At 72.5% G+C, this 14,400-nt stretch carries 12 protein-coding genes; 4 read left to right on the plus strand and 8 right to left on the minus strand.

Translation table 11 applies throughout. The features are described 5' to 3' along the window. Positions 1-141: 141 nt before the first annotated feature. A complete protein-coding gene (locus tag ACIQPR_RS19650; RefSeq protein WP_403649830.1) occupies positions 142-771 on the minus strand; it encodes an ATP-binding protein in 630 nt (209 codons plus the stop codon). A gap of 212 nt (positions 772-983) precedes the next feature. Then, positions 984-1,307: a hypothetical protein gene (locus ACIQPR_RS19655; protein WP_403649833.1), complete on the minus strand. Its 324-nt coding sequence runs from the start codon at positions 1,305-1,307 to the stop codon at positions 984-986. A gap of 307 nt (positions 1,308-1,614) precedes the next feature. Here ACIQPR_RS19655 and ACIQPR_RS19660 point away from each other — a divergent pair, with 307 nt between their 5' ends. Beyond that, positions 1,615-2,745, plus strand: coding sequence for a PLP-dependent cysteine synthase family protein (locus ACIQPR_RS19660; protein ID WP_403649835.1), 1,131 nt, complete (start codon positions 1,615-1,617; stop codon positions 2,743-2,745). 60 nt (positions 2,746-2,805) lie between these two features. Here the strand turns inward: ACIQPR_RS19660 and ACIQPR_RS19665 are convergent, their stop codons facing one another. Both ACIQPR_RS19665 and ACIQPR_RS19670 read right to left on the minus strand, forming a co-directional pair. Further along, on the minus strand, positions 2,806-3,279 hold the full coding sequence (locus ACIQPR_RS19665; RefSeq protein ID WP_403649837.1) for an SRPBCC family protein: 474 nt from the start codon (positions 3,277-3,279) through the stop codon (positions 2,806-2,808). Positions 3,280-3,406: 127 nt separating this feature from the next. Further along, entirely contained in the window at positions 3,407-4,240 is an 834-nt protein-coding gene (locus ACIQPR_RS19670) for a DeoR/GlpR family DNA-binding transcription regulator (RefSeq protein ID WP_403649839.1), read from the minus strand. 290 nt (positions 4,241-4,530) lie between these two features. On the opposite strand from ACIQPR_RS19670, the gene ACIQPR_RS19675 reads away from it, so the two are divergent. Beyond that, entirely contained in the window at positions 4,531-6,876 is a 2,346-nt protein-coding gene (locus tag ACIQPR_RS19675) for a hypothetical protein (protein ID WP_403649842.1), read from the plus strand. Here ACIQPR_RS19675 and ACIQPR_RS19680 read toward each other — a convergent pair. The 3 genes from ACIQPR_RS19680 to ACIQPR_RS19690 all read right to left on the minus strand — a co-directional run bounded on the left by ACIQPR_RS19680 (position 6,846) and on the right by ACIQPR_RS19690 (position 10,738). Then, a complete protein-coding gene (locus ACIQPR_RS19680; RefSeq protein ID WP_403649845.1) occupies positions 6,846-9,281 on the minus strand; it encodes a right-handed parallel beta-helix repeat-containing protein in 2,436 nt (811 codons plus the stop codon). The genes ACIQPR_RS19675 and ACIQPR_RS19680 overlap by 31 nt on opposite strands. 106 nt (positions 9,282-9,387) lie before the next feature. Beyond that, positions 9,388-9,993, minus strand: a complete 606-nt coding sequence (locus tag ACIQPR_RS19685) for a hypothetical protein (protein WP_403649848.1) — start codon at positions 9,991-9,993, stop codon at positions 9,388-9,390. A 310-nt stretch (positions 9,994-10,303) separates the two neighbouring features. Next, positions 10,304-10,738, minus strand: coding sequence for a DUF6643 family protein (locus ACIQPR_RS19690; protein ID WP_403649851.1), 435 nt, complete (start codon positions 10,736-10,738; stop codon positions 10,304-10,306). A gap of 296 nt (positions 10,739-11,034) precedes the next feature. On the opposite strand from ACIQPR_RS19690, the gene ACIQPR_RS19695 reads away from it, so the two are divergent. After that, entirely contained in the window at positions 11,035-12,330 is a 1,296-nt protein-coding gene (locus tag ACIQPR_RS19695; protein ID WP_403650617.1) for a TerD family protein, read from the plus strand. 14 nt (positions 12,331-12,344) lie between these two features. On the opposite strand, the gene ACIQPR_RS19700 is transcribed toward ACIQPR_RS19695, so the two are convergent. Further along, the gene (locus ACIQPR_RS19700) at positions 12,345-13,511 is read right to left on the minus strand and encodes a glycosyltransferase (RefSeq protein ID WP_403650619.1); all 1,167 of its coding nucleotides are present in this window, start codon (positions 13,509-13,511) and stop codon (positions 12,345-12,347) included. Positions 13,512-13,580: 69 nt separating this feature from the next. Here ACIQPR_RS19700 and ACIQPR_RS19705 point away from each other — a divergent pair, with 69 nt between their 5' ends. After that, positions 13,581-14,366 (plus strand): glutamate racemase, encoded by a 786-nt coding sequence (locus ACIQPR_RS19705; protein ID WP_403649854.1) that lies wholly within the window; start codon positions 13,581-13,583, stop codon positions 14,364-14,366. Positions 14,367-14,400 lie beyond the last annotated feature (34 nt).

Here is a 14,400-nt window from a genome sequence, read left to right on the forward strand (position 1 = left end):
CTCAGGCCGCGCGGGTATCTCCGTACTGGCCCGCGCGTCCCGTTCGCCGGGCGCGTTCGACCCAGGTGCCAGGGGGCTGCCGTGCCCGTCGAGCACCGGTCCGCTCGGTCCCCGAGCCCCCCAACTCAAGTCACCGCCCGGTCAACCGGCAACGGCCGACCGGGCGGGAGCGTGCTGGGCCCGGTGCTCATCGACCGGAAGCTCGACTTCGCCGACGAACCGGCGCGCGGGCTTCTCCGCGCCGACACCGATCCGACGCGCGGCCCGGGCCACCGCAGGCGTTGACGCCGACGGGGACACAGATGCCGACGGGGACACGGATGCCGACGCGGGCGCGGCCACCGGCGCGGCCTCCACCGCCGTGGGCGCAGTCGCCGAAAGCCGGAACCAGACGACCTTGCCCGACTCCCCGTCCGGCCGCACTCCCCAGCTCTCGCTGACGGCGGCCACCATCGCGAGTCCCCGTCCGCACGTGGCGGTCGCCGCGACGTCGGAGATGTCGCCGGCGACCGGGAGCCGGGGGTCGTGGTCGTGCACGGAGACGACGAGGTGGTCGAGCAGCAGCTCGATCTCGACGGTGCACGTCTTGTCGGGCTGGGCGTGCCGGTGGACGTTGGTCAGAAGCTCTGTCACACCGAGCGCCGCCCGGTCTATCAGTGGATCGAGATGCCAGTAGCGCAACTGCGCAGATACGATTCTGCGGACCTGGCCGATCCGCGACGGCAGGGCTTGGAGCTCTACCGCGCAGTGCCTGCTTGGGTGAGTGATCACGGCTGCGACTCCCCGACGAGAGGTCCGGAAGAACACGGAGTTCGGATCGGATCCAGCGGGCTGGTCGAGGGAAACAGGCCGCCTGCTGTTGTGCCCGGCGGCTGGTTCGCAGCGTTATCGCCGGTAAACCCAGAGTGACGTGAGACCAGAGTGGCGCAGGGTTCGCGGTACCGCAACTCGCGGCTCTCCGGCACTCGCCTCCGGCGCCGGGTTCACCCGCCCCGGCCGGAGGCCTTCCGCACCGCCTCGATGAACCGCCGGGCCGCCGGTGGCCCCGGCTGCCCCGGAGCGGGGTCGTGCTCGCCGAGCGTCAGCAGGTAGCGATTGCCGTTCAGGTCGGCCAGCGCCCGGTCCTCCGGGGCGAACCAAGGCTTCGACGCGCGTACCGCCTGTACCGGCGCGCTGTCGATCTCGCTGCCGTAGCTGGTGAGCAACTCCAGCCTGCCGTCGTTGATCCGGACCTGTCCGGCCCGGGTCAGTGACCGCAGCCGCTTCCCGATCCGCACGCCCGTGGCCGTGAACTCCGGCTCCGCCATGCTTCCCCGCCCCCTTGGTCCAGGACATGTCGTGATCCAGTGTGCGCCCCCGTTCAGGACATCCGTCCCGCTCCGGTGCAGTCTGCCCGCAGCGGGCGTCGAGCACCAGTACGTACGACGCGGTCACGGTGAGTACCCGGAGCACTCGCGCAAATGCGCCCCCCAGGATCCGCCGTGATCGCTCCCCAGGGGTCCCTTTGACCTTCCCAAAGCCATGTTTATGCAGGTGAGAAGCGTGCGGAAGGTGCATATGATCGAGGTGCCGGCCGCGCGAGGCGCCGTCGGCGCGAAGCGTAAGGAGCCCCCCGTGAGCAGCACCCCACTGGCCCCGACCGGTGCCACGCTCGATGTCGACCGCAGCGACGCCGCGTACCGGAGCTGGCTCAAAGAGGCCGTCCGCAAGGTGCAGGCCGACGCGAACCGCTCCGCCGACACCCACCTGCTCCGCTTCCCGCTGCCCGAGCAGTGGCGCATCGACCTCTACCTCAAGGACGAGTCGACCCACCCGACCGGCAGCCTCAAGCACCGCCTCGCCCGCTCGCTCTTCCTCTACGGCCTGTGCAATGGCTGGATCCGGCCCGGCCGCCCGGTGATCGAGGCGTCCAGCGGCTCCACCGCCGTCTCCGAGGCGTACTTCGCCAAGCTCATCGGCGTTCCCTTCATCGCGGTCATGCCCCGCACGACCAGCGCCGAGAAGATCCGCCTCATCGAGTTCCACGGCGGCCGGTGCCACTTCGTGGACGACTCGCGCAGGATGTACGAGGAGTCGGCCGCCCTGGCGGTGGAGACCGGCGGCCACTACATGGACCAGTTCACCTACGCGGAGCGGGCCACGGACTGGCGCGGCAACAACAACATCGCCGAATCCATCTTCCGCCAGCTGGAGTTGGAGCGTTTCCCGGAACCCGCGTGGATCGTCGCGACGGCCGGCACCGGCGGCACCTCGGCGACGCTGGCGCGCTATGTGCACTACACGCAGCGCGACACCCTGGTCTGTGTCGCCGACCCCGAGAACTCCTGCTTCTTCGAGGGCTGGACCACCGGCGATCCCGACGTCACCTGCGACTGCGGCTCCCGTATCGAGGGGATCGGCCGTCCCCGGATGGAACCGAGCTTCGTGCCCGGCGCCGTGGACCGCATGATGAAGGTCCCGGACGCGGCCAGCGTCGCCGCCGTACGGGCACTGGAACAGGCCATCGGGCGCAAGGCGGGCGGCTCCACCGGCACCGGCCTGTGGAGCGCCCTGAAGATCGTCGCCGAGATGGTGGCGGCGGGCCAACAGGGCAGCGTGGTAACCCTGTTGTGCGATCCGGGGGACCGCTACCTCGACAAGTACTACTCGGACGCATGGCTCGCGGAGCAGGGCTTGGACATCCGCCCGTACAGCGAGGCGATCACGGCGCTGCGGAAGACGGGACTGTGGCCCGACCCGAGCTGAGCCGCCCTGTCAGGGGCGCGGGGCCGTGTCGAGGTGCGGCCGACCGGCACTCTCGGGCACCTACCGCCCCAACCGCCGGTCCAAAGCCGTGACCGCTCCCTTGAACGCCCGCCCCAGCCCGGGCCCCGTCAGCCGGACGACCCCCCGGAACACCGCGGTTCCGTCCGCGGCGAACGTCCACTGGACCCGTGTCCCGCCGTCCGCCGAGGGCGTCAGCCGCCATTCCTCCGCCATCGCCCGCGCCCCCGGCGCGTTGGTGGTGTCGATCCGATAGGCGTACACCTCCGGCTCCTTCGCCGCGATCACGGTCTCCCGGAAGTGTCCGCCGCCCTTGAGCCGGATGTCGCGTCCGGCGCCGTCGTCGACCGACTCCGCCCGGGTCACGGCCGAGAACCACTCGGCCCAGCCGGGCACATCGTCGTTGAGGGCGTGGAAGACGGCGTCCGGCGCCGCCGACATCTCCCGGGTGAAGATCAGCCGTACCGGAGCGGTCTCGACGAAGTCGAGCCCCACGGGGCGGAGATGGTTGGCCATGGACGCGAACCCCCTTGACGGATAAGGGAAGTTGACCGGATCGGGGTCGACCGAAGTGAAGTCGACCAAGGCGAGGTCACGATAGCTGGCGATCCGTCAGTTGTCTCCGTCGTCTTCGCCGTCTCCGTCAGATGTCTTGCTCGTCGTCGTCGGGTTCGCCCGCGACCACCAGCCGCCGCAGATGCTCCGAGATGTCCTCGCGCGCCTCGGCGGGCAGCCCCGCGTCCGTCACCAGCGTGTCGACCTGCTCCAGCGCGGCGAACGAACTCAGGCCCACCGTCCCCCACTTGGTGTGGTCGGCGACCACCACGACCCGTCGCGCGGACTGCACCAGCCTGCGGTTGGTCTCGGCCTCCGCGAGGTTCGGCGTGGACAGCCCGGCCTCGACCGATATGCCGTGGACACCTAGGAAGAGCATGTCGAAGTGGAGCGCCGCGATGGCCTGGTCGGCCACCGGGCCCACCAGCGAGTCGGAGGGGGTGCGCACCCCGCCGGTCAGGACGACCGTCGCCGCGCCCTGCCGCTGCCCCGAACTGCGCTGCGCCGCGTGGAAGACGTCGGCCACCCGCACCGAGTTGGTGACCACGGTGAGATCGGCGACCTCAAGCAGATGGTGGGCGAGCGCGTAGGTCGTCGTACCGCCCGAGAGCGCGATCGCCGTGCCGGGCGCGACCAGTTCGGCCGCGGCCCGCGCGATGTCCTCCTTGGCGGTCAGCTCAAGGCCCGACTTCGCCTCGAAGCCGGGTTCGTGCGTGCTGGCCTCGACGACCGGTACCGCCCCGCCGTGCACCTTCTCCAGGACGCCCTGGCGGGCCAGTGCGTCGAGGTCGCGACGCACCGTCATGTCCGACACGCCGAGCTTGCGGGTCAGTTCGTTGACACGGACACCGCCCCGGCGCCGGACCTCGTCGAGGATCAGGGCGCGCCGCTGCTCCGCGAGGAGGTTCTGATTCTCACTCACGTACGCTCCGGTCCTTTCGCCGCAACCCGTCCGACCGTCCGGCGCACCGGCTCGGAGCAGGACGTTTCGTCCCGGCTGCGGTGCGCGGACGTCCCATCCTCGCACGCCCCCGCCGGCACTGCGCCATCGCCTGTCACGACATGCGCATGCCAATGGGATATCACCCGTCCCCCTCATGTCACACGGATCGGGGAGTTTCGGTGACAGGGCGTGTGCGACGCGCCGGGAGGGGCGATCCTGGTGGGCACACGAACACAGCCGGACGGTGCGTCACGGGGGATGTGCGAACAGTGGAGCGTGTGCAGGAACATGTCGTCACGAGCGGTGCCGACCAGCCCGCCGACCGGCCCGAACCCGCCCTGGAACTCCTGGTCCACGGAGTCGGCGGCGCCACACCGCAGGACATGCTCGGTGATCCGCGCACCGTACGGATCACCGGTGACGACACGGCGGCCGTCTTCCGGCGCGCCGCCGACGTCGACGCCGAGTCCGCGACCACCGACGGCCGCGCCGGGCCGATCCGCGAGGCCTACGTCTGGTGCAACCTGACCTCCGGCAACGGCACCCGGGCCCTGTGGCTGTTGCTCCTGCCGTTCATGGTCGTCAACCTCGCGCACTGGATGCGCCCCACCGCCCTCAACCGGAAACGGACGGTGCGCTTCTACGGCCTGCTGGTACGGCTCGCGGGCCTCACCCTGACCGTGCTGCTCGTCGCGGCGGCCTGCGAGGTCGCCCTCGATCTCGCCGCCTGGCAGTGCGCGGGCACGCGCGCGTGCGCCGAGCGCCACTCCTGGCTGGGCTTCCTGTCGCCCGCCCTCTCGCACGACAGCTGGTGGAGCCGCCCCGGCCGCCGCCTCGCGCTCGCCGCCCTGGTGCCGACCGCGCTGACCGTCCTGCTCTGGTACCTGTCCCGCCGGACCTGGAGCGCGTACGAGTCCCAGCGCCCGCTGCCCCGCAGCCCCGAGCCCGACGAGGAGACCGGCCGCGGCTCGCTCGGCCGCCCCGGCTTCTGGTACGGCCGCCGCCTGGTCGCCCGCCTGCGCGCCGCCCACACGGCGGCGGGCCTCCTGACCGTCGCCGCGGCCGTCACCGTCTCGACGGCGGCCTTCGACCGAGGGCCCGACGACCCGCACGCGCCCGCCTCCCACGCCCTCGCCTCCCTGGGCACCCTCCTGGAGACCGCGCTCGCCGCTCTCGCGTTCGTCGTGGTCTACGTGGTGTGCCGCCGGGGCCGCAGCGAGAACCGCCTAGACCAGGCGCTCGACCGCCGTCTCGTACGGTGGCTGCCGCTCGGCGCGCTCCTGCTGCTCGCCCTCGCCCTGCTCTACGCCGCCTGGCCGCGCCCGGGATGGGAGTCCTCCGGGCGGCTGCCCGGAGACGCCGCCTTCGGCGGGATCGCCCTGGTGCAGGGCCTGCTGGTGATCGCCCTCGCGGTCGTCGCCCGGCTCCTGCACCGCACCCACCCCGACCCGCGCGCCGCGATGCGCGGCCTGGGCGGCCCGGCCGTCGCGATGCTCGCCTGCGCCCTGGGCGGTGTGATGTCCGGCGGGGTGTCCCAGCGGGTCTCCGACTGGCTGGACGGCACCGGCACCTCCATCGCGGGCCCGCCCGTGCTGCTCACCTGGCAGGCCTCGGTGATCCCGCCGCTGCTCCTCGTCGTCCTCGTGCTCTCCGCCGGACTGGGGCACCGCACCTGGCGGCTGCGCCGCAGCGAACTGGGCGCGGTGGCCCACGACTATCCCGGCGAGCGCCGCGACCACGCCCGCACCGCCCGCATCGCGAGCACACGCGCGATGGCCGCGCTCACCGACCGCGGCCCCCTCCTGGTCGCCGTCACCTCCACCACGACCCTCCTCCTGGGCACCGGAGCGCTGGTCGGCGCCTTCACCACCGACCGGACACCGGAACGCGCGGGAGAACAGGGACACGCCTTCGTGCACGGCGCCGCCGAGACCGCCCAGGGACTCGGCTCCTGGCTGATCGGGCTCGGCTTCATACTCTTCGTCACCTGGGGCAGGCGCGCCTACAAGGACCCCGCCGCGCGGCGCACCATCGGCATCCTGTGGGACGTGGGCACCTTCTGGCCGCGCGCCGCCCACCCCTTCGCCCCGCCCTGCTACGCCGAGCGCGCGGTCCCCGACCTGACCTGGCGGATCGCCACCTGGACCCGCGCCACCGGCGGCCGGCTCGTCCTCTCCGGCCACTCCCAGGGCAGCGTCCTGGCCGCCGCCGCGGCCTGGCAACTCACCCCCTCCCAGCGCGGACGAGTCGCCCTCCTGACCTACGGCTCCCCCCTGGAGCGCCTCTACGGCCGCTGGTTCCCCGCCCACTTCGGACCGGCCGCGCTCAGCCGGCTGCACCAGGAGGTCGACTGCTGGCGCAATCTGTACCGGCTCACCGACCCCATCGGCGGCCCGGTGCGGCTGACCGGCGACTGCGGCCCCGAGGTGGACCGCGGCCCCCTCAAGGACCCGCTGGAGTACGGCCGTACCGCCCGGCACCCGCTGCCCGCGCCGATCCTGGGCCACTCCGACTACCAGGCCGACCCGGCGTTCGCGGAGGAACGGGCACGGCTGCTGGCCCGGCTGCGGCCCGACGTGCCGCCTCAGGGCAGCTCGGGGAGGTCCTCCGCGTAGAGCAGCGTCAGGTCGTCCTTGCTCGGCTCCTGGACGTGGGCGACCCGGCTCGCGTGCCGCTCCACCATCGCCTCGAAGGTCTGCCGCGCGGTACGGCCGTTGCCGAACGCGGCGCCCTTGGGGAGCGCCGTGAAGTACTTCGTCAGCTCCTCGGACGTCCCGTCCGCGAGCCGGTACTCGTGCTCCTCGGCCTGCTGCTCGACGATCCGCAGCAGCTCACCGGCGTCGTAGTCGCTGAAGGTGATGGTCCGTGAGAAACGTGACGCCACACCGGGGTTGACGGACAGGAACCGTTCCATCTCGGCGGTGTAGCCCGCGACGATCACCACGACCGCGTCCCGGTGGTCCTCCATCAGCTTCACCAGGGTGTCGATGGCCTCCTTGCCGAAGTCGCGGCCCGAGTCCTCCGGGGAGAGCGCGTACGCCTCGTCGATGAACAGCACTCCGCCGCGCGCCCTGTCGAAGGCCTCTTGGGTGCGGATCGCCGTCGAGCCGATGTGCTCGCCGACCAGGTCGACCCGGGACACCTCGACGAGATGCCCCTTCTCCAGGACACCGAGCGAGGCGAGGATCTCGCCGTAGAGCCGCGCGACCGTCGTCTTGCCGGTGCCGGGGGAGCCGGTGAAGACCAAGTGCCGCTTCACGGAAGCCGCCTTGAGGCCGGCCTGCTGGCGGCGGCGGCCCACCTCGATCATGTCGGTGAGGGCGCGCACCTCGCGCTTGACGCTGTCCAGGCCGACCAGCGCGTCGAGTTCGCCGAGGACCGCCTTGGAGGTGCGGGACTCCTGCTCCGGCTCGGGCGCGGTGACCGGGCGGGCCTGCTCGGCGGTGCGCTGGCCGGGGATCGCGCCCAGCACGCTCGTCGCCCGACTCGCCGTCTCCACGGCCGTCTCGGGCGCGGTGGGCTGCTTGAGGCCGCTCTCGTCGCTGGTGCAGTCCTCGACGACGGGCCCGGTGCCGGGTCCCGCGTCCGGTCCGGCGTCCGCGAACTCGTAACCGCCGCGCGCGCACCGCTCCGTACGGCACTTCTTGAGCGTCGTACGACAGCCGTCTATGACGTGGAAGCCGTAGCCGCCGCTGCCCGTCACCCGGCAGCCCTGGAAGGTGCCCCGGCCGCCCGCGGAGACGTAGAAGCCGGCCTCGGCGGGGGAGTCGACGGTGCAGCGCTCGATGGTGGGGTCGGCGCCCTTGGTGACGATCACGCCGGTCTGGGTCGCGTCCACCGTGCAGTTGTTCAGGGTGCCGCCGCTGCCGTGGTCGCGGAACCAGGCGCCCGTGGCCGCGTCCCGGATCCGGCAGTCGTCGAGCTGCGCGGTCGCGCCGTCGCTCACCGACACGGCCGTGTTGCGCACCTGGGAGATGTCGCTGTCGACGACGTCCGCGCGGGAGCCGCGGTCCAGGACGAACAGCGCGTCCGGCACGTCGTGCACCCGGCAGGAGTCGAGGACGACCGTCGCGCCGTCGCTGACCCACACCGCCGGATAGTCGCCCGTGCTGTCGAAGATCTCGCACTGGTTGGCGTCCACGCGCGTGCCCGGGTCCCACACCGACAGTCCGTTGCGCCCGAACTGACGCACCGTCGTCCGCGTCAGCGTCAGCACCGAACGGGAGCGCAGGTCGACCGCGTTCTCCGGGATGTCGTGGATACGGCAGTCGGCGAGGGTCAGCACCGCGTCCGTGTCGAGCGTGACGCCGTCCGCCGTCGTGCGGTGCACATCGCAGTCGGTGAGGTGCGCGGTGGCCCGCCCGGTGATCTGGACGCCGCTGCCGCGCGTCTCGTAGACCTCGCAACCCACCGCCTCCAGCGAGGAGTTCTCGCCGGTGGCGGACAGACCCACCCCCGACGCGTGGTGGACGCGGCAGCGCTCCAGGCGCGGGTGGCCGCCCGCGCGGACCGCGACGCCCGCCTGTCCGGCCGAGACGACCTCGCACTCCTCGAACACCCCGCCACCGCCGTCGAGCACGGCGATCCCGATGCCGGCCGGGTTGTCGACGGTGCAGCGCCGCACGGTGGGGCGGGCGCCGCCGCGCACCTCGATGCCGGACGCGGAGCGGGTGACGATCCGAAGATCCGTCAACTCCGGTGCCCCGTCCTCGACAAGGAGCGCGGGTGCCGCCGAGTCCTGGCCCTCGACATGCAGGTCCTGGACCACCGCCGAGGCGCGGACCGTCAACGGCACGCCGTCCAGCGGCGCGATGCGCACCGAGCCGGGCGAACCCTCGGGGCCGCGCAGGGTCACCGACCGCTGCACGACGAGGTTCTCCCGGTAGGTGCCGGGAGCGACGGTCAGTACGTCGCCCTCGGCCGCGGCCTCCAGGGCGGCGGCGAGCGACGCGTACTCACCTGTGCGGCGCCGCCACCGCGATGTACCGGTGTGCGTCACCTGGACCGTGCCCTGTGCCATGGCGCTGCTGTGCCCCCACCTCGTGGTACGCGGGTTGATGCCGAAGCCTTCGCCGGTCCACCGTAGCGTGCGTGCGGGCGGTGGGTTGACCAGAGCCGGAAGGCCGTCAGCTGCCGGTGCCGGTCCGGCCCCAGTCCGGGCCCGCCCGCTCCCATGCCCGGTCCCAACGCGCGTATCTGCGGCGGACCATGCGCCACAGCACCAGGCGCCGGCCGCTGTCGACGAGCCCGGCGGTCAGCAGCGCCGCGCCGAACCCGGCGAGCACGGCGTGCGTCGTCGCCGTGGCCGCGTCCAGCGGGCGGGCCACCACGCGGCCGTGCCCGTCCGTCCAGAGCGTGAAGTGGTCGCCCGTGTGCGGGGTGTTGAGGCTCGCCATCACCGCGCCGTGCTGGGCGGTGCCGTCCGGCCCGGTCCAGTCGGCGAGGACCCGGCTGCGGACGTCCCGCGCGGTGGCCGAGTCGGGGTCGGGGTCGATCTCGGCGCCCTTCAGCTTCTTGACCACCGTGGCCGTCACGACGTGCCGGTCCGCGTGCTGCTCGCGCACCGACCGCTGCAAGGCGTCCTGGGCGAGCGCGCCGACGAGCGAACCGGTCAAGGGCGCGGCGACCAGGACCAGCAGCAGGACCACCAGGGCCAGCCAGGCCTCGACCAGATCGGTCGCGCGACGCAGCGGATTGCGGCGCCAGCGCCACAGGCCCCTGATTGCTCCCACCGTCCGCACCCCCTTCCCGCTCCGTGATAACCCCAGGCAGAGCCGTTCACGCGAGGCGGGGATCAAAGAGAGAGCGAAATCACCTCTCCCCGGTCTCCCGGACCTCTCATGAACTTCTCACGGGATCTCAACGAGCGGGCCCACGGGGAGGGTTCCCGTCCGGCGTCCACAGCACGGCAGGAGGCGCGACCGGGCGCGGACACACGGAAACCGCCGCCGGGCGGAAGCTCGGCGGCGGCTGGTGTCAGGCACGAGTGCCCGCGTTGTGTGACGACCTTTCCCCCGCGGTACGGACAGCGCAGGGCGCGGATCAGTAACCGCGGTACTGCTGCTGGTTGTTGCTGTACGGGTCCTGCTGGTACGGAGCGGGGGCCGGGCGCGGAGCCGCCGGACGCATCGCCTCGTAGCCCGCCGGGGCCGCCATCGGGCGCGGCTGCTGTTGCTGCTGGCCGTAGCCGCGCGGCGGGGCCTGCTGCGGGATGTAGGCGGCGGGCGCCTGTTGCAGCGGCGAGGGCTGCTGCGCCTGCGGGTAGCCGTAGGGGGTCTGCGAGGGACCCGCCGGGAGGGCGGGCAGCGCCGACGGCAGCGCGGGCAGGTTGCTCCCCGGCATGTCGTAGGCGGCGGGAACCCGGATCGGGGCGATCTGCGGGGTCCCCCGCTCGGCCACGAGGGAGTCGTAGATCGGAGTGTCCGGGAAGGAGGCGGAGTAGTAGCCGCCGCCATAAGTGGAGCGGGGGGAGGTCATGGCACATAAGTTAAGCCCACGATGTGGTGGTTGGGGAGACCGATTAGAGGGTTGTTTTCCGTGTCGGCGGTGGCATGGGATCCCCAATGCGAGCGAACTTGTCAAAAAAGGGCGCGGATCCGTGTTCTGATCGTGTAAAGGCCGAGTTCCCGGCGGGTTACCAGCGGTTGGCCGCGGGTGTTGCCGCGCCCCTCATGGGCGTTCGCGGCCTCGGGGAATAGGTTGTGCGACAAGGACCCAATGGACTGCCGGGGTGTGTCCTGGCGCGGCGACACGTGATGGGGGCAGACATGTCAATGCCGAAGGGATCGAATCTTCCGGTGCCGACCACGGCACTGCGCGTCGAATTGGGGTGGCGGCCCGGCCCCGGTGTCCCCGACGCGGACGCCTCCGCCCTGCTCCTGGTCGGCGGGAAGGTCCGCTCGGACGGCGACTTCGTCTTCTACAACCAGCCGGCGCACTCCTCCGGCGCGGTCCGCCACGAGGGCAAGAGCAACGCCGGCGGGCGGATGACCGACACCCTGCTCGTCGATCTCGCGCGCGTGGAGCCCGCCGTGGACCGCGTCGTCCTCGCCGCCTCCGCCGATGGCGGAACGTTCGGCCAGGTACCCGACCTGTACATCGAGGTCCGGGACGCCGCGCGGAACACCGTGGTCGCCCGCTTCGACAGCGCGGGCGCGACGGTCGAGACCGCGTTCGTGCTCGGCGAGTTCTACCGCCGCCAGGGCGCCTGGAAGTTCCGGGCGGTCGGCCAGGGCTACGACAGCGGACTCGGAGGCCTGGCGACCGACTTCGGGATCACCGTGGACGAACCGCAGCAGGCGGCGCCCGTCCGCACCCTGCCGCCGCCCTCGGGACCGCCGGTGAACCTGCCCCCGCCGCCCGTCACCGTGGCCCCGCCCGTGACCGCGCCGCCCCCGCCGCCGCTGCCGCCCACCGCGCCCCCCGCTCCCGTCCGGCTGTCCAAGGTGACCCTCACCAAGGCGGCCCCCTCGGTGTCCCTGACCAAGCAGGGCGGCACCTCGGGCGCGATGCGCGTGAACCTCAACTGGCAGGTGCGCAAGCAGTTCACGGGCTGGGGCAGCAAACTCGGCCGCGCGGTCGCGATGCACGCGGACCTCGACCTCGACCTGTGCGCCCTGTACGAACTCGCCGACGGCCGCAAGGGCGTCGTACAAGCCCTCGGCAACGCCTACGGCTCGCTGCGGCTGCCCCCGTACATCCACCTCGACGGCGACGACCGCACCGGCGCGTCCGCGAGCGGCGAGAACCTCACCATCAACCTCGACCACATCCGGGACTTCCGGCGCATCCTCGTCTTCGTGACCATCTACGAGGGCGCCCGCTCCTTCGCCGACCTGCACGCCACCGTCACCCTCCAGCCCCAGCACGGCGCCGCGATCGACTTCTCGCTCGACGAGTGCACGGTCCCCTCCACGGTGTGCGCGCTCGCCCTGATCACCAACACCGGGGGCGATCTCGTCGTCCAGCGAGAGGCCCGCTACCTCGTCCCGGACCGGGGAGTGAGTCCGCAGCGGACCGTCGACCGCGTCTACGGGTGGGGCATGAACTGGACCCCGGGCCGGAAATAGGCCCGCATCGGCTCTCAGCCCTCCTCGCCGACGACGGCCTCCGGACGCGTGTAGGTGCGGCCCTTCCAGGCCGCACCGCGTCCCCTGTAGTGCTGCACCGCGGAATCGACCGTCATGAAGAGGTACAACAGCGCGGTGCACGGCAGCAGGGGAGCCAGCCACCACGGCTGCCCGTAGTAGCGGAGCATCGGGAGGTACGTCCCCGTCATCACCAGCCACGCGAGCCCGCCGAGCACTGCGGCCCCGGTGCTTCCCGTGCCCAGGCCCACGAACAGGGCCACCGGGGGCACCAGATACACCAGCGCCAGCCCCACGACGGTGCCCAGGAGGAGCAGCGGGTTGTGCCGCAGCTGCGCGTACGCGCTGCGCGAGACCATCCGCCACAGGTCGTGCAGCCGCGGATACGGACGCACACTGTCCACCCGCTCGGCGAGCCCCAGCCAGATGTGACCGCCCCCGCCCTTGACGGCGCGCGCGAGGGCCACGTCGTCGATCACGGCGTGCCGGATGGCGTCCGGGATCCGCGCCCGCTCGGCCGTGTCGGCGCGCACCAGGACGCAGCCGCCCGCGGCAGCCGCCGTACGGGCCCCTTTGCGGCCGATCCGGCGGAACGGATACAGCTGCGCGAAGAAGTAGACGAACGCCGGCACCACCAGCCGCTCCCACACGCTCTCCACGCGCAGCCGCGCCATCAGCGAGACGACGTCGAAGCCGCCGGTGCGCGCCGCCGCCACCAACTCCCGCAGACTGTCCGGGGCGTGCGCGATGTCCGCGTCCGTCAGCAGCAGGTACTCGGGGCCACGCGCGCGTGCCGCCTCGACACCGTGCCGTACCGCCCACAGCTTGCCCGTCCAGCCCGCGGGCGGTTCACCGGGGGAGTCCACGGTCAGCGGCAACCCGCCGTGCGTCCGCGCGAGTTTACGGGCCAGTGCCCCGGTGCCGTCCGAACTCCCGTCGTCGACAAGGAAGATCTCCGCCCGCCCGGGATAGTCCTGGGCGAGCAGCGACGGCAGACTCCGCGGCAGCACGGCCGCCTCGTCGCGGGCCGGCACGACCACACAGACCGACGGCCAGTCGTCCGGTTCGCTGCGGGCCGGCAGCCTGACGTCCGTGCGCCAGAAGAAGCCCTGACACAGCAGCAGCCACAGCCAGGCGGCGAGTGATACGGCGGCGGTCCACACAAGGGTGCTCACGGGCGCAGTGTGCCCCAAGGGAGGGGCTCCACAGAGGCCATCGTCTATCGTGGCCGGGTGAAGATCGCGCTCATGGACTCCGGAATCGGCCTTCTGGCGGCCACCGCGGCCGTACGACGGGCCCGCCCCGACGCGGATCTCGTGCTCTCCCTGGACCCCGACGGCATGCCCTGGGGACCGAGGACTCCGGAAGACCTCACGCGGCGCGCCCTCGCCGTCGCCGAGGCCGCCGCCGCGCACCGGCCCGACGCGCTGATCGTCGGGTGCAACACGGCGACGGTCCACGCCCTGACCGCGCTGCGGGACCTCCTGGAGCCGGGCATCCCTGTCATCGGCACGGTCCCGGCGATCAAACCGGCCGCCGCCGCGGGCACGCCCTTCGCGATCTGGGCCACCCCCGCCACCACCGGAAGCCCCTACCAGCGCGGCCTCATCGAGGACTTCGCCGAGGGTGTGCCGGTGACCGAGGTGCCCTGCTGGGGACTGGCCGAGGCCGTGGAACACGCGGACGAGGCGGCCATCGACACCGCCATCGCGGCGGCCGTCGCCCTCACCCCCGACGATGTAACGACCGTCGTCCTGGGCTGCACCCATTACGAGATCGTCGCCGAACGCATCCGCGCGGCCGTCCAGCGCCCGGACCGCCCGCCGCTCGTCCTGCACGGCTCCGCCGACGCCGTCGCCGCCCAGGCACTGCGCCGGATCGGCGTGCCACCGGCCCCCGAGGCGCCCGCCGACGGCACCCTGACGGTGCTGCTGAGCGGTCGCGAGGGCCCGCTGCCCGCCGAGGCGGCGGCCTACGCGGAAGGCCGCCTGCTGCGGGCCGTCACCCCCGCCCACTGACCACCGGCGCCGAAGCGGACGCCGTACGTCCACG

The sequence above is a fragment of the Streptomyces sp. NPDC091280 genome (assembly GCF_044768565.1).
Lineage (GTDB): Bacteria > Actinomycetota > Actinomycetes > Streptomycetales > Streptomycetaceae > Streptomyces.

Bases quoted from the DNA above. Each gene is read 5' to 3' on its own strand.
- ACIQPR_RS19655 (WP_403649833.1), bottom strand. From the start codon at position 1,307: ATGGCGGAGCCGGAGTTCACGGCCACGGGCGTGCGGATCGGGAAGCGG.
- ACIQPR_RS19680 (WP_403649845.1), bottom strand. From the start codon at position 9,281: ATGGCACAGGGCACGGTCCAGGTGACGCACACCGGTACATCGCGGTGG.
- ACIQPR_RS19695 (WP_403650617.1), top strand. From the start codon at position 11,035: ATGCCGAAGGGATCGAATCTTCCGGTGCCGACCACGGCACTGCGCGTC.
- ACIQPR_RS19665 (WP_403649837.1), bottom strand. From the start codon at position 3,279: ATGGCCAACCATCTCCGCCCCGTGGGGCTCGACTTCGTCGAGACCGCT.
- ACIQPR_RS19690 (WP_403649851.1), bottom strand. From the start codon at position 10,738: ATGACCTCCCCCCGCTCCACTTATGGCGGCGGCTACTACTCCGCCTCC.